Consider the following 19357-nt stretch of genomic DNA (forward strand, 5'->3'; position numbering starts at 1 on the left):
CCGGGGCGGCACTTCGAACTCCGGGTCGTTCACCGGCGAACTCCCTTCACGCTTGAGCCGCCGGAGGTTCGCACCGCGAACGCGTTTCCACCAAATCGATCTTCCCGCTCAGCGGAAGATCAGGGCAAGGGCGTCGCGAGCCTGGTGACCAGGTCCTGCCAGCCGGACTCGAGGCGCGCGAGGCTGAAGCCGCGCTGCTCGACCAGGTGGTGCACCAGCGGGGTGTCGAGGGAGGCCAGCAGGGTTTCGGCGGCGAGCTCGACGTCGGTCGTGGCTTCGGTCATGCGCAGCAGGATCGCCAAGTGGCTCCGGCGGAGTCCGCGCGCGGGCACCACGCAGCGGCGTTCGGCGGGAGGCTCGGCGGCGAGGTAGAGCTCCAGGTTGTCGAGCTCGTGGCGCATCACGGCGGGCCCGAAGGCGCGCAGCCGGTCGATGGCCGGAGCACCGGGGCCCAGCGGTGGTGGGCCGGACAGGAACGCCTCCTGGAGGCGTTGCTCCTCGTGGTCGAGCAGGGCCAGCAGCAGGCCGTTGCGGTCGCCGAAGCGGCGGAACACGGTGCCCTTGCCGACCTCGGCTTCGGCCGCCACGGCGTCCATGGTCAGGTTCGCGGCGCCGCAGTCGGCCATCAGGCGAGCGGCTGCGTCGAGCAGCTTGGCCCGGTTGCGCACGGCGTCGGCGCGCGGACGGCGTTCGCCGTCGACGGACGTGAGGTCGAGTTCCACCGGCCCGGCCAGGGTGTCGCCGGTCGGGCCGATCCGCGGAGTGCCAGCACTCATGCGCACAGCGTAACGCCTCCCACAGGGAACTGGACCACGGTCCGCTTCAGTGGTACAAAGTTAATCGGACCACGGTCCGCATAACTTCCACCATACTCCTCACCTGGAGAGATACCAATGTCCGTCAAGATCCTCGCGCTCGTCGGCAGCCTCCGCTCCGGTTCGCACAACCGTCAGCTCGCCGAAGCCGCGCGCAGCCTCGCCCCCAGCGATGTCGAGATCGAGATCTTCGACGGCCTCGGCGACCTGCCCTTCTACAACGAGGACATCGACACCGAGGCCGACGTGCCCGCCGCCGCCACCCGGCTGCGCGACGTCGCCGGCGCGGCCGACGCGTTCCTGCTGTTCGCGCCCGAGTACAACGGCACGATCCCGGCCGTGCTGAAGAACGCCATCGACTGGCTGTCCCGCCCGTTCGGCGCCGCCGCCTTGTCCGGCAAGCCCACGGCCGTCATCGGCACCGCCTTCGGCCAGTACGGCGGCGTCTGGGCGCAGGACGAGGCCCGCAAGTCCGCCGGCATCGCGGGCGCGGCCATCGTCGACGAGGTCAAGCTCAGCATCCCCGGCTCCATGACCCGCTTCGCCGAGACCCACCCGGCCGACGACTCGGAGGTCGTCGAGCAGCTGACGACCGCGATCGCCAAGCTCACCGCCAACGTCTCGGCATGAGCCCTCCGGCGGCGGTGCGGTGATCGCGGTCCGTACCGCCACCGGCGTTCGCCGCGTTAACGTTTCCCCGTGGCTGGTAGTGGAACGAACTGGGCTGGGAACCTCACCTACGGCGCGCAGCGGACGCACCGCCCGCGCAGCGTGGAGGAGGTGCGGCGGATCGTCGCCGAGGCCGGGCGGATCAAACCGCTCGGCTCGCGGCACTGCTTCAACGACATCGCCGACACCACCGCCGACCACCTCTCGCTGGACGCCCTGCCCGACGACGTCGAGATCGACGGCGACGTCGTGTGGGTTCCCGGCGGCATGCGCTACGGCGACCTCGCCGCGCACCTGGCCGCTTCCGGCCGCGCGCTGCACAACATGGCGTCGCTGCCGCACATCACCGTCGTCGGGGCGACCGCCACCGGCACCCACGGCTCCGGCGTGCGCAACGGTTCGCTGAGCGCGGCGGTGGCAGGCCTCGACATCGTGCGCGCCGACGGCGAGCTGGTGCGGCTGCGCCCCGAGGACCCCGACTTCGCCGGTGCCGTGGTGCACCTGGGCGCGCTGGGCGTCGTGACCCGCATCGGCCTGCGCGTCCAACCGGCCTTCGACGTCGCCACCACGGTGCACCTGGGCCTGGAGTGGGACTCGCTGCTCGGCGAGTTCGACGCCATCACCGCTGCCGCCTACAGCGTCAGCGTGTTCACCGACTTCGACCAGACCGTCCAGGTGTGGGCCAAGGCCCGGGTGGGAGACGACGCTCGGACCGACTTCTTCGGCGCCCGCCCGGCCGAGGCGCCCACGCACATGCTGCGCGGCATCGGGATCGACAACCTCACCGAGCAGCTCGGCGTCGCGGGCTCGTGGCACGAGCGGTTGCCGCACTTCAAGGCCGGTGTCACGCCCAGCGACGGCGACGAGCTGCAGAGCGAGTACTTCGTCCCCGCCGAGCACGGCGCGGCGGCGCTGGCGGCATTGCGACCGATGGCCGACAAGATGGCTCCGCTGCTGCACATCGGCGAGATCCGCACCGTCGCCGCCGACGACCTGTGGCTGAGCCCCGCGCACGGCTCCGATTCGGTGGCCTTCCACTTCACCTGGCGTCCCGCGCAGGCGTCGGTGGAGCGGCTGCTGCCCGACGTCGAGGCCGCGCTGGAGCCCTTCGGCGGGCGCCCGCACTGGGGCAAGCTGTTCACCACCGAACCCGCGGACCTGGACCTGCTGTACCCGAAGCTGGCCGATTTCCGCTCGCTGGCACGGCGTTTCGACCCCGACGGCAAGTTCGGCAACGATTTCCTCAGCCGCACGATCGGGTTGTGATGGCCGCGCGGCGTGGCAAACCGGCCGGCGCCACCGGTCCCGTGGTGCGCCGCACGCTGCACCTGCTCGACGCGTTCTCCCCGGAGCGCACGGCGCTCACGCTCACCGAACTGGCCCGCCTGGCCGGGCTTCCGCCCTCGACGGCGTACCGGATGCTCGGCGACCTGGTCGACTGGGGCGCGCTCGAACGCGGCGAGGACGGCGCCTACCGGGTGGGTCTGCGGTTGTGGGAGCTGGGCGCGCTCGCACCGCGCGGCCTGGGGCTGCGCGAGCGGGCGCTGCCGACGATGGAAGACCTCTCAGCGGTGACCCGGGAGAACGTGCAGCTGGCGGTCCGCGAGGGCACCGAGGTCGTCTTCGTCGAGCGGATCGCGGGCAGCGGCGCGGTCCCGGTGCGCACCCGCGTGGGCGGGCGGTTCGCGCTCACGGCCACGGGAGTCGGGCTGGTACTGCTGGCGCACGCACCCACCGAGGTCCAGGACGAGGTGCTCGGCGGGCCGATCCCGCGCTTCACCGACCTGACCGCCACCGACCCGGCGGTGTTGCGGCGGATGCTGGCCGAGGCGCGCAGCTGCGGTTTCGCGGTCAGCGACCGCCAGGTCACCGACGACGCGCTGTCGGTGGCCGCGCCCGTGCACGACCAGAGGGGCGAGGTCGTCGCCGCGGTGTCGCTGGTCGTGCGCCACGGCAGCGCCGGCCCGCACGCGCTCAGCGCGCTGGTGCGCGCGGGCGCCCGCGCCATCTCGCGAGCGATCGGCGAACCCTGATTCACGGTTCTGCCGTTTACTGTCAAGATCAACAGCGATTACCGTGGAGCTCCCACGCCCTTCGCGAACGGATCGCGGACCCGACAGGAGCTCGCCATCGACACCCTCTGCCCGACCGGCGAGACCCTGGCCAACCGCGTGGAGTGGCTGCCGGGCGGCAGGATCCGCGCGGTCTGCCGCTGCGGCGCCGAGCGCGAGTTCGACGCCGCGGCACCGATGTGGGACTGGTTGGTCCACCACTCCCACCTGCGAGATCAGGGCAGGATGGAATCCACGTAGCCGCCGTCGACGCGCACCGCGGCACCCGTGGTGGCCGAGGCCAGCGGGGAGCTGAGGTAGACGACCATGTTGGCGATCTCCTCCGGCTCGATGAGGCGTTGCAGCAGCGACTGCGGCCGGTGCTCGCGCATGAACCGCCGCTGCGCCTCGTCCCACGGCAGCGAGGAGTCGACCAGCTCGTAGACGAACTTCTCCACGCCACCGGTGTGGGTCGGCCCGGCGATCACCGAGTTCACGGTCACCCCGGTTCCGGCGGCTTCCTTGGCGAAGCCGCGGGACGCGGCGAGCAGCGCGGTCTTGGACATGCCGTAGTGGATCATCTCGGCGGGGATGACCACGGCCGAATCGCTGGCGATGTACTGGATGCGACCCCAGCCCTCCCCCGTCATCCCCGGCAGGTACGAGCGGGTGAGGCGCAGCGCGGCGAGCACGTTCACCTCGAAGTAGCGGCGCCAGTCCTCGTCGGTGATCTCCATGGCCGGCTGGGTGCCGAAGATACCGAGGTTGTTGATCAGCACGTCCACGCGCGGGAGGATCTTCAGCAGCTCAGCGGTCCCGGCCTCGGTGGTGACGTCGGCGGCCGCCGCCACAGCGTCGGCGCCGGGCACGTCCTGCTGGATCTGCCGCACGGCCTCGTCGACCCGCTCAGCGGTGCGGCCGTTGATCGCGACCCGGGCTCCGGCTCGGGCCAGTCCCTGCGCGATGGAGTACCCGATCCCCTGCGTCGAACCGGTGACCAAGGCGGTGCGTCCCGAAAGATCTAGCTGCATGCCCGCGAGGATATGCGGGCCCGCTGCTGCTCGCTCCGCCAACCAGACCCCCGCGTCCGGGGCCAAAGCCCCACCTTCGGAGCAGCGGGGTTTCCGGGGGACGGACGTGGTGTTGGCCAATTGCGCGGTGCGGTGGGGAGTTCGCGCGGCGGGTGAGCTGCGGCTATCGACCCGGTTGATGAGGCGGGTCGGTCGTCGTTTATTTCCGCGTCGCGGGAGGAGCTCCCTAGGGTGTGATCCATGCCGCATCCGTTGTCGGACCTTCCGGTCCGGGTGGTCACCAGACCGTCTGGACCGGTGGCCCATCACGTCGCCGCCGACGTGTGCGTCCTCGGCGCCGGGATCACCGGGGTGTCGGCGGCGATCGAAGCCGCGAAGCTCGGGAAGCGCGTCGTGCTGGTCGACGCGCTTCCGGTGCTCGGCGGCCAGATGGTCAACTCGCTGATCGGCCTGTTCTGCGGGGTTTTCGGCAACGGACCGGACTACCGCCAGCTGACGCACGGCATTTTCGACGGCATCTTCCGGGATCTGGCCCGCACCAACGACCTCCACTTCAACCACCGGCACACCATCACCGTCAACTACGACGAGGTGGCGCTCGGGCGGTGGGTGGAGAACGCGGTGCTGGCCCACGACGTCCAGGTGATCACCAACGCCTCGCTGACCTCGGTGTCGCGCGACGAGCGGATCCACTCCCTGCGGCTGGCCACCCGGTTCGGCGAGGTGTCGGTCGCCGCGTCCGGGTTCGTCGACGCCTCGGGCGACGCCTCCCTCGCGTGGGAGGCCGGGCTCCCCTGCCACCTGCCGGAACGCGAGATCTACGGCTCGCAGCAGGTCGTGGTAGAGGACCTCGGCGATGGCCGCGCCCCCGAACCCGCCGACCTCTCGGCGCGGCTGGCCGCGCGGGCCGAAGAGTTCGGGCTGATCCGCCGCGACGGCCTGGCGTTCTTCTTCCCCGGGCGCGGCACGGCGGTGCTGAACATGACCCACATCGAGGCGCCCCTGGACCCGGTCGACGCCTCCCGCGCGCAACTGCGCGGCAAGGCCCAGGCCGACCGGGTCGTGGCGTTCCTGCGCGACGAGTACCCGCAGGTGTTCGGCCGGGCCCGGGTGCGCACCTACGGCTTCCCGGGACGCAGGCAGACCCGCTGGATCAAGGCGGTTCACCAGCTCACCGCGGACGAGATCCGCGCGGGAACCCGGTTCCCGGACTCGGTGGCCCGCACGTCCTGGCCGATCGAGCTGCACGACCGCCCGGAGGGCTACGTGTGGGAGCCCTTCGGCCCCGACCACGTCCACTACGTGCCGCTTCGGTCGTTGCTGCCACCGGACGTGCACAACCTCGTCGTCGCGGGCCGGTGCGCGGACGGCGACGCGGCCGCGTTGTCGAGCATCCGCGTCATGGGGCCGTGCGCGGCGATGGGGGCCGGCGCCGCGCACGCGCTGGACCTCGCCGGAACGGGATCGCTGCACGAGGTCGATCACGAAGCGCTGGCCGCACGGCTGGCGGAGAACCTGGACGGCTGAGCACACCACAACCACGGGAGGTCGGCGATGACGCTGTCCGGTTCCGGCACGCCCATCACCGAGGCCGACGAGCGGAGATCCGCTCGCGGCGGCGCGATCTCGATGTTCGTCGACAGCTTCGACGTCTACCTGCCGGCGTTCGTGCTGCCGGCGGCCATGGGCTACTTCCTGCCACCGGGTCTGCCGGTGGAGGCGCGGGCGACGTTCACGACGCTGCTGTTCACCATCGGCCTGCTGGCCAGGCCGATCGGCAGCGTCATCTTCGGCAACCTCTCCGACCGCATCGGCCGCAAGCGGGTCACCATGATCAGCGGCTGGGGCTTCACGATCATCACGCTCGTGATGGGACTGCTGCCCGGCTACGAGTTCATGGGCTACGGCGCGATCACCCTGTTCGCGATCCTCCGCCTGGTGGGCGGGGTCTTCCTGGCGGGCGGCTACTCGGCCCCCATCCCGCTCGCGCTGGAACAGGCGAAACCCGCGCGGCGCGGCCGGATCGGTGGACTCATCGGCATCGGCGCACCCGCCTCGGTGCTCTGCGTGAACCTGCTGATCTTCGTGCTGCTGGAGTCCTTCAGCCACGACGGGTTCCTCACCTGGGGCTGGCGCATCCCGTTCATCGTCGGGTTCGCGCTCGGCGTGGCGTACCTGATGCACTACCGCAAGGTCGTCGAGGACGAGTCGGTTTACGAGCAGCGGCGCGCGTCCGGCCGCAAGCAGCCGGTTGTGGAGCTGTTCACCACGCACCGGGCCCTGATCTTCAGCGTCTTCCTGTTCACCTGCGGCTACTGGTTCACCGCGCAGATGTCGGTGTCGTTCCTGCCGACGCTGCTGGTGCAGGTGCTGGACGTGAGCCCGCAGCTGACGACGACGGTGGAGATGGTCTCGTCGGTGGTGACGATCGCGGCCATCCTGGGCATGGCGGTGCTGGGACAGCGCATCGGGCGACGCAGGCTGCTGATGCGCGCGGCGTTGGTGATCACCGTGGCCGTCTCGGGTTCGTTCCTGCTGCTGGCGGTCGCGGTTCCGGCCGGAGCTCCGGCGTGGTTCATCGTGCTGCTCGGCGTGATCGCCAAGGCGACGCCGTCGGCTCCGCTGGGCGTGATCCTGGTGTACCTCAACGAGCGGTTCCCGGCGAGCGTGCGGGCCAGCGGCTACGGGATCGGCTACATGTTCGGGCTGATCCTGCCCGGTCTCTACACCTTCTGGCTGCTGGGGCTCAGCGCGCTGATGCCCTACGAGTACGGGCCGATCGTGCTGGTGCTCATCGGCGGTGTCCTGATGTTCTTCGCCGTCCGCCGGGGGCCGGAGACCAACCCGCCGGCCACCGCGGAGGCCGAGGTGCGGGCTCCCGCCGCGGAGGCGTGAGCCCGCGTCCGCGCTCAGCCCTCCCAGTCGACGAGCTGGACGATCACGCCGTTGGGGTCGCGAACCTGGAACGCCCGCTCGCCCCACTCCTCCACCGTGAGCGGCATGGTGATCGCCACGCCTTCGGCTTGCAACCGAGCGAGCTCGCCTTCGAGGTCGTCTACCTCGAAGGCCAGGATCATCCCGGCGATGTGGTCGTCGCGCTGGTCCTCGGGCAGCGACGCCAGGCCGCGCCGCAGGAACACGACGTTGACCCCGGCGTCTTCCCTGGCCAGCGAGGCGAAGCCGTCGGCGGCCATGACCTCGGCGAATCCGAAGTGCTCCACCAGGAATCGGCTCGACGCCGGCACGTCCTCGACGTTGAGCGACACCGCAGTCGCCGTGATCCGCATGAGCGACCCCCTCCTGCTCGATTTTCCCGTACGTAGTACAGTGTACGCTGTACGGAGGTGATGTGCGGTGGTTGAGCGGAGCAGCGCCGGGGATCCCGGGCGGACGCTGGAACTGCTGTGGCGGCACGAGCTGGGCGAGCGCTCACCGCAGCGCGGCCCGCGCAAGGGCCTGAGCGTCGACCGGGTCGTCGACGCCGCGGTCGAGCTCGCCGACGCCGACGGGCTGGCGGCGGTGACGATGCGCCGGGTCGCCGAGCGGCTGGGCGTGTCGACGATGTCGGTGTACACCTACGTCCCCGGCAAGGCCGAGCTGCTGGACCTCATGCTCGACGGCATCTACCAGCGGATCCCGCGAGAACCCCTGGCGGACCTGCCGTGGCGGGAGCGGGTCGTCGAGGTCGCCGCGCGCAACCGCGAGCTCTACCGGCTCCACCCGTGGGCGTTGCGGGTCTCGACGAGCCGCCCGCCGCTGGGTCCGGGGCTGATCACCAAGTACGAGCACGAGCTCGGCGCGTTCCTCGACCTGGGACTGGACGACGTCGCCATCGACTCGGCGCTGACGCTGGTGCTCGACTTCGTCCGCTCCACGGCCCTCGCGGCGGCGGAATCCGAAGCGGCGCAACGCGACAGCGCCACCACCGACGAGCAGTGGTGGCGCACCAGCGCACCCCTGCTGGCGGAGGTCTTCGATCCCGCGGAGTACCCCAACGCCGCGCGCATCGGCGCAGCGGCCGGTGCCGAGCACCGGGCCGCCCACAGCCCCGACCACGCCTACGAGTTCGGCCTGGACCGCATCCTCGACGGCCTCGCCGTGCTGATCGACGGCTAAGAGGTGTTCAGGGATTGCTTTGCACGGCGGTGCCAGTAGCAGAACCTGAGCGGTGCGAGCTGAGTCCCACACCGGAAACAGCGGCTCCGCCGCGTTCTTACCGCTCCTAGAGCTCGCGGTCGAGTTCTCCGGTGATGTCCAGGGGGATCAGCGGGAGAGGTCCCGCCGTGTCGGCCGGGGCCGCGGGGGCGTAGGCGAAGTTCTTGGCGCGCGCGCCGCCGTCGACGACCAGATCGCATCCGGTGATCAGGCGGGCGTAGTCCGAGCACAGCCAGGCGACGGCGTGGCCGATGTCGGTGGGCGTTCCCGTGGTGCCCATCGGGACCAGCGGGGCCCGCTCCCCCGTCCATCGCGACGGGCGCCGCCACGGCTCATCCCCGGTGTCGCCGCCGATCCCGTTGGCGCGCGGGCGTTCCAGCACACCACCGGGACCGCGCTCGGCGATGAGCGCCGGGTTGTCGGGTGTCGGCGCGGTGGGGGTGAACCCGTTGACGCGGATGCCGTAGGGCGCGAGGTCCATGGCGGCGGCGCGGACGAAGTTGTTCACCCCGCCCTTGTGGAAGGCGTAGGCGATCACACCCGCGGTGCCCGACCACCCGTTGGAGGAGGAGATGGCCACGATGGACCCGCGGATGCCGCGTTCGGCCATGTGCCTGCCGACGTGCTTGGTGTTGAGGAAGTTGCCGAGCGCGGCGACCTCGACCGCGCGGCGGAAGAACTCGGCGCTCTCGTCCAGCACTCCCCGGCCGCCGAGCACGGCGGCGTTGTTGACGAGGATGTCGACGTGGCCGAACCGCTCGACGACCTCGCGGACGTAGCCGGTGACCTGCTCCTCGTCGGTGACGTCGCCGGGGATGGCGATGGCGGTGCCGCCGTTGCGCTCGACGCGCCGCGCGCAGGTCTCGGCCGCGTCGGGGTCGACGTCGTTGCACGCGACCGTCGCTCCGTACCTGGCCAGGGCGAGTGCGATCCCGCTGCCGATGTTGGGTCCTGCGCCGGTGACGATCGCGACCTTGCCTTCGAGCGAGATCTCCACGTGCGCTCCCTCTAATCCTCGCCGGGGTAGATCAGGGTGATGGCGTCCTCGGGCACGCCGAGGGCCTTGTGCAGGACACCGCGCATGAGCGGTTTGGGGACCAGGCAGTCCTCGCAGGCCGCGGGGCCGGCGGTGATGCTGACGCGCACGTCGGTTCCCGTGCCGATGACGGCCAGGTCGTAGTCGTCGGCGGCGAGCGTGCTGCGCAGCTGCGCCAGCGCGGATTCGTCGATGCTCACGCCACACCTCCGGGGTCGGCGACTGCTTCGCACGGTACGGACGGCCGGTTTCCCGCTGCCACGGGCTTTTCGCGTCGCGGAACGCCGGTCACAGCGGGAAGTGGCAGGCCGCGAGGTGTCCGGGCGCGTGCTCGCGCAGGACCGGACGTTCCTGCGCGCAACGCGTTTCGGCTCGCGGGCACCGGGTGCGGAACCGGCAGCCGCTGGGCGGTTCCAGCGGCGACGGCGGTTCCCCGGCCAGCGGCGCCGAACGTCCCCGCGCCCTGCCCGCACCGGGTGCGAGAGCCGGGATGGAGGCCAGCAGCGCGGCGGTGTAGGGGTGGTGCGGATGCCGGTAGAGCGACTCGGCGGGCCCGACCTCGGCGAGCTGCCCGAGGTGCATGACCGCGACCCGGTCGCTGACCTGCTTGACCAGCGCGAGGTCGTGGGAGATGAACAGGTAGGACAGGCCGAGTTCGCGGCGCAGCCGCTCGAAGAGGTTGAGCACCTGGGCCTGCACGAGCACGTCCAACGAGGACACGGCTTCGTCGCAGATCACCAGCGCGGGGTTGAGCGCGATGGCCCGAGCGATCGCGACCCGCTGGCACTGTCCGCCGGAGAGCTCCTTCGGCCTGCGGCGGCCGTAGGCGGCCGGGTCGAGCCCGACGAGGTCGAGCAGCTCGCCGACCCGCTCGCGACGGGCTCCGGCGCTGCGCATCCCGTAGCCGAGCAGGGGTTCCTCGACGAGCTCGGTGACGCGCCAGTGCGGGTTGAGCGAACCGAACGGGTCCTGGAAGACCATCTGCATCTCGCGACGGGCCTCCACCAGCGCCCGCCTGCGCAACGTCATCAGGTCGGTGCCCTGGAAGACCACCTCGCCGGACCTCGGTCTGGGCGACTGCAGGACCGATCGGGCCAACGTGGACTTGCCCGAGCCGGTTTCTCCCACCACGCCGAGCGTTTCGCCGGGGTGGAGGTCGAAGGACACGTCGGAGACCGCGTGCACGGTGCCGCCCTTGACTCCCCCGACTCCCCGGGAGGTGAACTGCTGCACGACGTTGCGGACCCGCAGCAGCGGTTCGCCGGTGCGTGCCGGGCCTGTCGCCGGCCGGTGCTCGACCGCTGTCATGAGCTCGCCTCCTCGTCGTCGGTGACCGGATGCCAGCAGGCCCACCAGTGCCCGGGTTCGTGCTCGGCGAACGGCGGCTGCTCCTCGCACCGGTCGCCGGCCGAGGAGCAGCGCGGGCGGAACGCGCAGCCCTGGGGCAGTCGGGCCAGGTCGGGCGGCTGGCCGGGGATGACCGGCAGGAGGGTGTGGGCTTGCCGGTCCAGCACCGGGATCGCCCCCAGCAGGGCTCGCGTGTAGGGCATCCGGACGTGCTCGAAGAGGTCCGCCGTGGGCGCGTGCTCGACGGCCCTCCCGGCGTACATGACGATGACGTCCTCGGCGTAGGAGGCGGCCAGGCCCAGGTCGTGGCTGATCAGGATCACCGCCATGTTCAGCCGCTCCTGCAGGTCCAGCAGCAGTTCCATGATCTGCGCCTGGGTGGTGACGTCCAGCGAGGTGGTGGCCTCGTCGGCGATGAGCAGCCGCGGCCGGGCACCGAGCGCGATGGCGATCATGACCCGCTGCCGCATGCCTCCGGAGAGCTGGTGGGGGTACTCGTGGAAGCGCTGCTCCGGGGCGGCCAACCGCACCAGCCGCAGCAGCTCCACCGCGCGCTCGCGCGCCCGGGTGCGGTCGACGTCGGTGTGGGCACGGATGCCTTCGGTGATCTGGTCGCCGATGCGCATCGTCGGGTTCAGCGACCGGGCGGGGTCCTGGAACACCATGGCGATGTCGGCACCGCGATGCGCGCGGATCTCCTTCTCCGGCATGCCGACCAGTTCCACGCCGTCCAAGCGCGCCGAGCCCGTGACCTCCGCCGTGGGCGGCAGCAGGCCCATCAGGGAGCGGACGCTGACGCTCTTGCCGGAACCGGACTCGCCGACGATCGCCAGCATCCGGCCCGGCTGCAACCGGTACGACAGCCCGTTGACGGCGTGCACGTGCCTGCCGTGCCTGCTGAAGCGCACCCGCAGGTCCGACACCTCCAGCAGCGGCGGCGGCGTTTCCGGCTCACCGGTGGCGGACGCACGGGTGCGGGTGGCGCGATCGATGGTCATTCGCCGCTCCAACGGGATCGCAGGGTTTCGCCGAGCAGGTTGAACGCCAGCACCGTCACGAACAGCGCCAGGCACGGCCACACCACGAGCATCGGCGTGGCCGACAGGCTCTGCTGCCCCTGGGCGATCATGTTCCCCCAGCTCGGCGCGGGTGCCTGGATGCCCAGTCCCAGGAAGCTCAGGGCGCCTTCGATGACGATGACCAGCCCCATGCCCAGCATCGCGAAGGTGATCAGCTGCGGGACGATGTTGGGCGCGACGTGCCGCAGCAGGATCCGCCAGGCCGGTGTGCCGCAGAGCTGGGCGGCGGCGATGAACGGCTGCTCCCGCAGCCGCAGGGTCGCCGCGCGCGAGATGCGGGCGAAGGCGGGGACGCTGAAGAACGCCAGCGCCAGGATCGTGTTGGTCTGGCTCGGCCCGAGGCTCTGCGCCACTGCGAGGATCAGCACCAGCGACGGGAACGCGATGAGCACGTCCAGCACCCGCATGATGATCGTGTCGCCGACCCCGCCGAGGTGGCCCGACAGCGCCCCGAGGGTTCCGCCTGCCAGCAGGCCCAGCACGTTCACCGACACCGCCACGGTCAGCGACGCCTGCCCGCCGTGCAGGACCCGGGAGAGGATGTCGTTGCCGTTGGGGTCGGTTCCCAGCGGGTGCCCCGCCGAGAACGACGGCAGGTAGGACTCCAGGACGTTGCCGCCGGTCGGGGCCGGCACCGGCAGCACCAGCGGACCCAGGAAGCAGGCCCCGATCATGAGCGCGGCGATCGCGGCCGGCAGGGCGATGGGAAGGGTGCGGGTCCAGGAGCCTCGCACCGGGACGGTGTCAGCGACTGCCATAGCGGATCCTCGGGTCGAGCACGGCGTAGAGCAGGTCGGCCATCAGGTTCGCCGCCACGGTGACCACCGCGAACAGCACCACGCACGCCTGCACGACCACGTAGTCGCGGGTGTTGATGGCCTGCAGCAGCAGTTGGCCGAGTCCGGGCAGCGCGAAGATCTGCTCGATGATCACGGTCGCGCCGATCAGCGTGCCCAGGTTCAGGCTGACCACGGTGATCAGCCCGAACGCCGAGTTCCGGAAGGCGTGCAGCACCAGCACCCGCCACGGCCCGATGCCCTTGGCGCGGGCGGTGGTGATGTAGTCCTCGCCGCGCAGCTGGTCGACCAGGTCGCCGCGCAGGAACCGGGTGTACATGCAGAACAGCGGGATTCCCAGTCCGAGCGCGGGAAGCACCAGGGAGTGCAGGTTCCCGCCGACGCCCTCCGAGAACGGGACGAACCCGATCGCCGGGAACGCGGTCATGTTCACCGCGAACACCAGCACCAGCAGCAGCGCGAGCACGTAGTTGGCCACCGACAGACCGGTGATGCTCACCAGCATGCTCAACCGGTCGAACCAGCCGTGGGGGCGGAACGCGGCCAGCAGCGCCACCGGGATCGCAGCGCCCAGGGAGAACAGGAACGCCAGGAACAGCAGTTCACCGCTGACCGCGAGGTGTCCGCCCAGCAGCCCCGTGACGGGCTGGCCGCTGACCAACGACGTCCCGAGATCACCGGTGACCGCCGCGCCGAGCCAGTGCAGGTAGCGCACGGCAGCGGGCTGGTCGAGCCCGAGCTGCTGTTCCAGCGCCCTGATCTGCTCCGGCGTCGCCTCGGCGCCGAGCAGCTGCTGGGCGGCGCTGCCGGGGATCAGGTTGAGCACCCAGAACGTCAGGACGCTCACCCCGAGCAGGATCGGCACGGCCATCAGCAGCCGCTTGCCGATCAGCCGCAGGCTCGGCGACGAGGCCATCCGCCCGATGCGCGGCCGGTTCACCACCGCTGCGGTCACGGCCGCTCCCTCCAGACCTCGTCCCACAGCACCCCGCTGTTGACCAGCATCGGCGGGATCTTCGTGGTCAGGCCGGGCCCGTGCACGCCCTCCGCGGCGAGGTTCGCCGGGGCGAAGGCCAGGCCGAACGGGGCGTAGGCGTGGTCGCTGATGTGCTGGCCCGCCTGCCGGTAGAGCGCGTCGCGCTGGGCGGGGTCGGCGGTGGCGGCGGCGTTGTTGAGCAGCTCGTCGAGCACCGGGTCCGCCACCCCGCTGTAGCGCGAGGCCGAGTTGAACCGGAATCCCACGCCCACCCCGGCGGCGGGGTCCCAGGCGCCCGCGGTCTGCAGCATCGCCTGCCATCGACCGGAGTTGAACTGCTGGACCAACGTGGACAGCTCGTACTCGTGCACGGTGACCTTGATGCCGGCCTGCTGCCACTGGGTCTGCAGCGCGGTCATGACCTGCTGTGCCACGTAGTTGCCGAGGGTGCCCAGCTCGACGGTCAGCCCGCCCAGCTCCTCGACCAGCTTCTTGGCGCGCGCGGGATCGTGGGGCGGGTAGCCCTCGACCGCTTCGTGGTGGAACAGCCCGCCTGCGCCGGTGAAGGACTGGCTCACCGGGTACCGGCCGCGGAACAGGCCCTGCGAGATGGCCTTGAAATCGGTGGCGGCGTAGATGGCTTCGCGGGCGCGCTCGTCGTTGAACGGTGCGGACTTGGTGTTGAGCTGCACCACGTACGGCGAGGTCGGGGGCTGGGCGGTGACGACCAGCTTGCCGCTCTTCTGCGCCTGCTCCAGCAGCGGCGTGGTGTTGAGGCCCTCGTACGCCTGGGCTTGTCCGGACAGCAACGCCTGGTAGGCGGGCTGGTCCCCGCCGATGGACTTGAAGGTCAGCTCGTCGAGGTAGGGCAGGCCGGGTTCGAAGTAGCCGGGGTTGCGCTTGAGCACCAGCTCGGAGGACAGCTTGTTGGACTCCACGACGAACGGGCCCGCACCGACCGGTTTGATCTTGAACGCCTCCTCGCCCATGGTCCGCAACGCCGTGGGCGAGGCGATCCAGTTGGTGTTGGAGGTCGGCATGCTGTTGATCGCGGCGCCGTAGGGGCGGGTGAAGTGCAGCATGACGGTGCGCGGGTCCTCGACGGTCACGCCGTTGTCGGCCAGCGGCCACGCCGGACGGCAGGTGCACGGAGAGCTCATCGCGCGGCGCAGGTTGAACGCGACGGCCTCGGCGTCCATCGGCGTGCCGTCGGAGAACCGGATGCCCTCGCGCAGGGTGATGCGCACGTCGCGTCCGCCGTCGAGCAGCTCGTAGCTCTCGGCCTGGTGCGGCACGACTTCGGCGCCGCTGCCGTCGTCGCCCTTGGCGCGCAACTGGAACAGGCCACCGTAGATCGCGAACATCTGGGAGATGTTGGCGCCGCCGGTGGTGTTGGTGGCCGGGTCGAGCCCGGTGGGCCAGCCTCCGCCGAAGCTGGCGTCGGCCAGCGCGGTGATCGCCCCGCCGCGCTGCGGCGGCCCGGAGGGACGGGCGTCCACGGCTCCGCCGCCGCTGCCGCACGCGGTGGCCACCAGCAGGACCGACAGCGCGGCCGAGACCAGTGACGCTCTCGTCGGCGGAACCCACTTGGCTGACAGCGGTCGCATTCTGCTTCTCACGTGAGCACTCCCGCTTCGGTTGCGGACCGGCGCGGGAGCGCTCGTTCAACGGCGCCGCTGCCGATCCGGGGTGGGGCGAGCACGGCACGAGCACGGCGGCTCCCGGACGTTTCCGCCGTCGTTCTCCGCAGTGACCGCGCTCACGTTCTCGCCGCTACAGAGTCACCAACCCGCCCCACCGGATGCAGGCCGGTTCCGCCCGACGAAAGGGAAACTGCACCCACGACCTCCCGATCGCACCATCCGGAGGCGGTGACGGGCCGCCGGGACATCCGCACCTCCGATGGCCGCAACGCTGGTACGTCGTTTGTCCCGGAGCGGGTGCGTCGTTGCGGCGGAGGTGGCGGAAAGCGCGCCTCGTCCCTTGTGATGCCGCGCTCGGGCTGGCAAGACTGGGGCGGAGGCAACAGACCCGAGCTGGCGACGTTGACAAAGGGGTCGGCGTGATGACCGTTGTACCGGAAGTGGAGACCACAGCTGGAGATCCGGCCGATCGCCGGCCCACCGCGGCCGGCAAGGTGCTCGCGGTGCTCGACGCGTTCGGCCCGCGGCACCGGACCCTCTCGCTCAGCGAGATCTCCCGCCGCGCGGAGCTGACGCTGCCGACCGCGCACCGCCTGGTGCGCGAACTGCTCGGCTGGGGCGCGCTGGAACGCGACGACGAAGGCCGCTACTCGGTGGGGCTGCGCCTGCTGGAGCTGTCGGCGCTCGCACCGCGCGGCCTGGAACTGCGCGAAGCCGCGTTCCCCTACCTTCAGGACCTGCACCAGATCACGCGCGGCAACGTGCACCTCGGCGTCCGGGACGGCGTCGAGGTCGTCTACGTCGAGGCGATCCGCGCCAGGGTGCGCAACCCGGTGTCGAGCCGGGTGGGCGACCGCTGGCCGATGCACGTGACGGGCACCGGCCTGGTGCTGCTGGCCTTCGCCGACTCCGATCTGCAGGAGCAGGTGCTCGATTCACCGCTGGAGCGCTTCTCGCCGCTGACGGTGGTCGACCCCGCGGAGCTGCGCCGCAAGCTCGCGCAGATCCGCCACACCGGTGTCGCGGTAGCGCGCGGGCAGATCACGCTGCCGGACATGGTGGTGGCGGTCCCGGTGCACAGCCCGCGCGGCGAGGTCATCGCCTCGATCAGCGTCGTGGTCGAAACCGCCGGAGCACGCCCGCGCGAACTCACCGCCCTGCTCACCCAAGCCTCCCGCGCGATCTCCCGCGGCCTCGACCCCGGCAGGAGGCTCCCCCTCCGCCCGGTGCCCCAGCCCTAGGTGTACTGACCTGAGAGGTTGTGTACGCGGCTGGCGGGTGGTTGGCCCGCCAGTGCGGTGTGGCCGCGGTGGTGGTTGGGCGAATTCGAGAGATCGTCGCAACGACGCTGGTCAATGCCCTGAGGTAGTCACTATAGCGAGTGCTTGTGCTGGCGTGGTCCAGCCCAGGCCTTTGCGTGGGCGGTGGTTGAGTTCGGCCGCGACCGTTGCCAGGTGCTCGGCGGTGTGGACTGTGAGATCGGTTCCCTTCGGGAAGTACTGGCGCAGCAGGCCGTTGGCGTTCTCGTTGGATCCGCGTTGCCAGGGCTTGCCTGGTTGGCAGAAGTAGACCGGGACACCGGTGGCGGTGCTAAACTTCTGGTGACGGCCCATCTCCCCACCTTGGTCCCAGGTCAGGCTGCGGCGAAAGCTGTTCGGCAGTGCGGAGAAGTGCGTGACGAGAGCGTCACGCACTTGTTTGGCGTTGTGCCCGTCTGGAAGGTGCAGCAGAACCACGAATCGAGTGGTGCGCTCGATGAGCGTTCCGATCGCCGACTTATTGTTCTTGCCGGTGATGAGATCACCTTCCCAATGTCCGGGCACGGCACGGTCGTTGACCTCCACCGGCCGATCGGTGATCGACTGTCCGGGCTGGACGAACTTGGTTGCCCGCTGGGGGCCGCGTCGGCGCCGTTTGCGACGCAGACGTCTACTACGCAGCGTGTGCTTGAGCGCCACTCGGGTCAGTAGGTGGTCTGACGAGTACAGAGCTTGATAGATCGTCTCGTGACACAATCGCATCGACGGCCGGTGAGGGAAGAGCTCTGGCAGCATGCAGGCGATCTGCTGCGGACTCCATCGTGATCGCAGACAGTGCTGGACGAACTCGCGCAGCTCGTGATCTGTGGCCAGCTTGCCGAGGGCGGGCCGCGCGCGGCGTTCCCGCGCACGCTGTTGAGCCCGGTAGGGGTGATACTTGCCGGTCTGTGGGTCGCAGTTGCGGCGAATTTCGCGGCTGATGGTCGAGGGGCTGCGGCCCAGTTCGGTCGCTATGGCACGAATGCCGAGTCCTGTGGCACGGCGATCCGCGATCGTGACCCGCTCATCCTCGGACAGGAATCGGTCGGAGATCTCAATGGCCGGCGTGATCGGAGCGTAGACGCGCTTCGACCCGTCATGGCCGATCACTGTGCGGCCGAACCGCCACCGGATGCCGGTGCCGCGCGAGACGCCGACCGTCCGGCACGCCTCCGAGTTGTTCATTCCCATCGCCATGAGGCGAAGGTAGTGATCACGCTTCTCGGTCAACGGACCCGATGCCCCGGGGGGCTTAGGTGGAACCACAGCAACTCCCTGAAAATACGGGTGTTGCGACCACCCCTAGAACGCCCCGTTGTAGAAGTGCAGCCAGGTGGGCAAGGCGGCACGGCGTTGGGTCTCGGAGTCGTAGGGGCGGTCGTAGGCCCATTCGTCGAGCAGGGTGCGGTTGTAGCGCTCGACTTTCCCGTTGGTCTGGGGCCGGTAGGGACGTGTGCGTTTGTGCGTGATTCCGGCTCCGGCGAGGGTGTCTTTCCAGACGCGCGACTTGTAGCAGGCGCCGTTGTCGGTCAGGACTCGTTCGACGGTGATTCCGTAGGTGCTGAAGAAGGTCTGGGCTCGTCGCCAGAACGCGACCGCGGTCTCTTTGCGTTCGTCGGGCAGGATTTCGCTGTAGGCCAGCCTGGAGTGATCGTCTACGGCGTTGTGCAGGTAGCTGTAGCCCACATGACTGCTGCCGTTGCGGTCGAGTGTCTTGCCCGGCGTGCGGGTTCGATGGCGTTTCCCGGCCTGGCGGCCCACGGTCCGGTGCCCGCCTCCGTCGGGAATGTTGCCCAGCTTCTTGATGTCCACATGCACCAACTCGCCCGGCGTGGCGCGCTCGTAACGGCGCACGACCCGGCCAGTGGCCCGGTCCAGGTGCCTCAGGCGAGCGATGTTGTAGCGGGTGAGTACCCGGTGCACCGTGGACGGGTTCAGGCCCAGCAGCCCGGCGATCCGTGCTGGCCCCCACCTGCGCAGCACACGGACCTTGATGACCCGCCGTTCCATGCGCGTCGGTGTGCGGCGCGGACTGTGCCACGGCCGGCTGGACCGGTCGACCATGCCGGCTTCGCCGTGGACCCGATAGCGATCAGCCCACCGTTTGGCGCAGGTCACCGACACCTGAAACCGCTCCGCGGCCCGCCGCAGCACCCACCCGTCCTCCACGACACACCGGGCCAGGCGCAGCCTGCCCGTCTCGGTCAACGGGGCGTTACGGTGACACACGAGGACCTCCTGCGTGTTCGGCGTGTGATGTGGTGATCCACACCGAACCCGGAGGTCCTCACTCATTCCAAGATCATCCGCCCCGTGTCCCGTACACAACCTCCCGAGGCACTACACCTAGGAGCTGGTCCGCAACCACCGACATCTGACTCGGCGACCTCACCTGGACCAATTCCCGAACCCCCTAGGGGGCCGATCCGGGGATGACCCGGTGCCGCGAGCGATCTTCTC

At 70.4% G+C, this 19357-nt stretch carries 18 protein-coding genes and 2 pseudogenes; 7 read left to right on the top strand and 13 right to left on the bottom strand.

Features of this window, described 5'->3' with window-relative positions; all coding sequences use genetic code 11:
• Positions 1-119: 119 nt before the first annotated feature.
• The gene (locus AB0J78_RS10955) at positions 120-776 is read right to left on the bottom strand and encodes a helix-turn-helix domain-containing protein (RefSeq protein WP_363788632.1); all 657 of its coding nucleotides are present in this window, start codon (positions 774-776) and stop codon (positions 120-122) included.
• Positions 777-893: 117 nt separating this feature from the next.
• On the opposite strand from AB0J78_RS10955, the gene AB0J78_RS10960 reads away from it, so the two are divergent.
• The 3 genes from AB0J78_RS10960 (at position 894) to AB0J78_RS10970 (ending at position 3517) form a co-directional block, all read left to right on the top strand.
• Positions 894-1445, top strand: coding sequence for an NADPH-dependent FMN reductase (locus AB0J78_RS10960; protein WP_363788634.1), 552 nt, complete (start codon positions 894-896; stop codon positions 1443-1445).
• A gap of 69 nt (positions 1446-1514) precedes the next feature.
• Positions 1515-2750 carry a D-arabinono-1,4-lactone oxidase gene (locus AB0J78_RS10965; protein ID WP_363788635.1) on the top strand — a complete coding sequence of 412 codons (1236 nt, stop codon included), beginning with the start codon at positions 1515-1517 and terminating at the stop codon, positions 2748-2750.
• Positions 2750-3517 (top strand): IclR family transcriptional regulator, encoded by a 768-nt coding sequence (locus AB0J78_RS10970; RefSeq protein WP_363788636.1) that lies wholly within the window; start codon positions 2750-2752, stop codon positions 3515-3517. The genes AB0J78_RS10965 and AB0J78_RS10970 overlap by 1 nt, the downstream gene beginning before the upstream one ends.
• 254 nt (positions 3518-3771) lie before the next feature.
• Here AB0J78_RS10970 and AB0J78_RS10975 read toward each other — a convergent pair whose 3' ends face one another.
• A complete protein-coding gene (locus tag AB0J78_RS10975) occupies positions 3772-4566 on the bottom strand; it encodes an SDR family oxidoreductase (RefSeq protein ID WP_363788638.1) in 795 nt (264 codons plus the stop codon).
• A 297-nt stretch (positions 4567-4863) separates the two neighbouring features.
• On the opposite strand from AB0J78_RS10975, the gene AB0J78_RS10980 reads away from it, so the two are divergent.
• Both AB0J78_RS10980 and AB0J78_RS10985 read left to right on the top strand, forming a co-directional pair.
• Entirely contained in the window at positions 4864-6093 is a 1230-nt protein-coding gene (locus tag AB0J78_RS10980) for an FAD-dependent oxidoreductase (protein WP_363788640.1), read from the top strand.
• 27 nt (positions 6094-6120) lie between these two features.
• Positions 6121-7461 (top strand): MFS transporter, encoded by a 1341-nt coding sequence (locus tag AB0J78_RS10985; protein ID WP_363788641.1) that lies wholly within the window; start codon positions 6121-6123, stop codon positions 7459-7461.
• Positions 7462-7475: 14 nt separating this feature from the next.
• On the opposite strand, the gene AB0J78_RS10990 is transcribed toward AB0J78_RS10985, so the two are convergent.
• On the bottom strand, positions 7476-7853 hold the full coding sequence (locus AB0J78_RS10990) for a VOC family protein (RefSeq protein WP_363788642.1): 378 nt from the start codon (positions 7851-7853) through the stop codon (positions 7476-7478).
• A 67-nt stretch (positions 7854-7920) separates the two neighbouring features.
• Here AB0J78_RS10990 and AB0J78_RS10995 point away from each other — a divergent pair, with 67 nt between their 5' ends.
• The gene (locus tag AB0J78_RS10995; RefSeq protein ID WP_363788643.1) at positions 7921-8682 is read left to right on the top strand and encodes a TetR/AcrR family transcriptional regulator; all 762 of its coding nucleotides are present in this window, start codon (positions 7921-7923) and stop codon (positions 8680-8682) included.
• Positions 8683-8788: 106 nt separating this feature from the next.
• Here the strand turns inward: AB0J78_RS10995 and AB0J78_RS11000 are convergent, their stop codons facing one another.
• From AB0J78_RS11000 to AB0J78_RS11030, 7 genes are all read right to left on the bottom strand, one after another.
• A complete protein-coding gene (locus tag AB0J78_RS11000; protein WP_363788644.1) occupies positions 8789-9718 on the bottom strand; it encodes an SDR family oxidoreductase in 930 nt (309 codons plus the stop codon).
• An 11-nt stretch (positions 9719-9729) separates the two neighbouring features.
• On the bottom strand, positions 9730-9957 hold the full coding sequence (locus AB0J78_RS11005) for a hypothetical protein (protein WP_363788646.1): 228 nt from the start codon (positions 9955-9957) through the stop codon (positions 9730-9732).
• A gap of 88 nt (positions 9958-10045) precedes the next feature.
• Complete coding sequence (locus AB0J78_RS11010) at positions 10046-11065, bottom strand: oligopeptide/dipeptide ABC transporter ATP-binding protein (RefSeq protein ID WP_363788647.1); 1020 nt, start codon at positions 11063-11065, stop codon at positions 10046-10048.
• Positions 11062-12102, bottom strand: coding sequence for an ABC transporter ATP-binding protein (locus AB0J78_RS11015; RefSeq protein ID WP_363788649.1), 1041 nt, complete (start codon positions 12100-12102; stop codon positions 11062-11064). The genes AB0J78_RS11010 and AB0J78_RS11015 overlap by 4 nt, the downstream gene beginning before the upstream one ends.
• Positions 12099-12941: an ABC transporter permease gene (locus AB0J78_RS11020; protein WP_363788651.1), complete on the bottom strand. Its 843-nt coding sequence runs from the start codon at positions 12939-12941 to the stop codon at positions 12099-12101. The genes AB0J78_RS11015 and AB0J78_RS11020 overlap by 4 nt, the downstream gene beginning before the upstream one ends.
• Positions 12928-13935, bottom strand: coding sequence for an ABC transporter permease (locus tag AB0J78_RS11025; protein WP_363788652.1), 1008 nt, complete (start codon positions 13933-13935; stop codon positions 12928-12930). Before AB0J78_RS11025 ends, AB0J78_RS11020 begins: the two co-directional genes overlap by 14 nt.
• On the bottom strand, positions 13932-15563 hold the full coding sequence (locus AB0J78_RS11030; RefSeq protein ID WP_363788653.1) for an ABC transporter substrate-binding protein: 1632 nt from the start codon (positions 15561-15563) through the stop codon (positions 13932-13934). Before AB0J78_RS11030 ends, AB0J78_RS11025 begins: the two co-directional genes overlap by 4 nt.
• 458 nt (positions 15564-16021) lie before the next feature.
• On the opposite strand from AB0J78_RS11030, the gene AB0J78_RS11035 reads away from it, so the two are divergent.
• Positions 16022-16840, top strand: coding sequence for an IclR family transcriptional regulator (locus AB0J78_RS11035; protein WP_363788654.1), 819 nt, complete (start codon positions 16022-16024; stop codon positions 16838-16840).
• Here the strand turns inward: AB0J78_RS11035 and AB0J78_RS11040 are convergent.
• From AB0J78_RS11040 to AB0J78_RS11050, 3 genes and pseudogenes are all read right to left on the bottom strand, one after another.
• Positions 16837-16944 (bottom strand): annotated as a pseudogene (locus AB0J78_RS11040) (IS481 family transposase); the annotation flags it as partial. The gene AB0J78_RS11035 and the pseudogene AB0J78_RS11040 overlap by 4 nt on opposite strands.
• Positions 16945-16951: 7 nt before the next feature.
• Positions 16952-18094 carry an IS30 family transposase gene (locus AB0J78_RS11045; protein WP_363788655.1) on the bottom strand — a complete coding sequence of 381 codons (1143 nt, stop codon included), beginning with the start codon at positions 18092-18094 and terminating at the stop codon, positions 16952-16954.
• Between the two features lie 117 nt (positions 18095-18211).
• Positions 18212-19126: pseudogene (locus AB0J78_RS11050) on the bottom strand (IS481 family transposase); the annotation flags it as partial.
• Positions 19127-19357: the final 231 nt, after the last annotated feature.

Source organism: Saccharopolyspora sp. NPDC049426 (assembly GCF_040676935.1).
Taxonomy (GTDB): domain Bacteria; phylum Actinomycetota; class Actinomycetes; order Mycobacteriales; family Pseudonocardiaceae; genus Saccharopolyspora.

Coding starts and splice junctions, on each gene's coding strand:
- AB0J78_RS10955 (WP_363788632.1), bottom strand. CDS start 776: ATGAGTGCTGGCACTCCGCGGATCGGCCCGACCGGCGACACCCTGGCC.
- AB0J78_RS10960 (WP_363788634.1), top strand. CDS start 894: ATGTCCGTCAAGATCCTCGCGCTCGTCGGCAGCCTCCGCTCCGGTTCG.
- AB0J78_RS10970 (WP_363788636.1), top strand. CDS start 2,750: ATGGCCGCGCGGCGTGGCAAACCGGCCGGCGCCACCGGTCCCGTGGTG.
- AB0J78_RS10975 (WP_363788638.1), bottom strand. CDS start 4,566: ATGCAGCTAGATCTTTCGGGACGCACCGCCTTGGTCACCGGTTCGACG.
- AB0J78_RS10985 (WP_363788641.1), top strand. CDS start 6,121: ATGACGCTGTCCGGTTCCGGCACGCCCATCACCGAGGCCGACGAGCGG.
- AB0J78_RS10990 (WP_363788642.1), bottom strand. CDS start 7,853: ATGCGGATCACGGCGACTGCGGTGTCGCTCAACGTCGAGGACGTGCCG.
- AB0J78_RS11010 (WP_363788647.1), bottom strand. CDS start 11,065: ATGACAGCGGTCGAGCACCGGCCGGCGACAGGCCCGGCACGCACCGGC.
- AB0J78_RS11015 (WP_363788649.1), bottom strand. CDS start 12,102: ATGACCATCGATCGCGCCACCCGCACCCGTGCGTCCGCCACCGGTGAG.
- AB0J78_RS11020 (WP_363788651.1), bottom strand. CDS start 12,941: ATGGCAGTCGCTGACACCGTCCCGGTGCGAGGCTCCTGGACCCGCACC.
- AB0J78_RS11030 (WP_363788653.1), bottom strand. CDS start 15,563: ATGCGACCGCTGTCAGCCAAGTGGGTTCCGCCGACGAGAGCGTCACTG.
- AB0J78_RS11035 (WP_363788654.1), top strand. CDS start 16,022: ATGACCGTTGTACCGGAAGTGGAGACCACAGCTGGAGATCCGGCCGAT.
- AB0J78_RS11045 (WP_363788655.1), bottom strand. CDS start 18,094: ATGGCGATGGGAATGAACAACTCGGAGGCGTGCCGGACGGTCGGCGTC.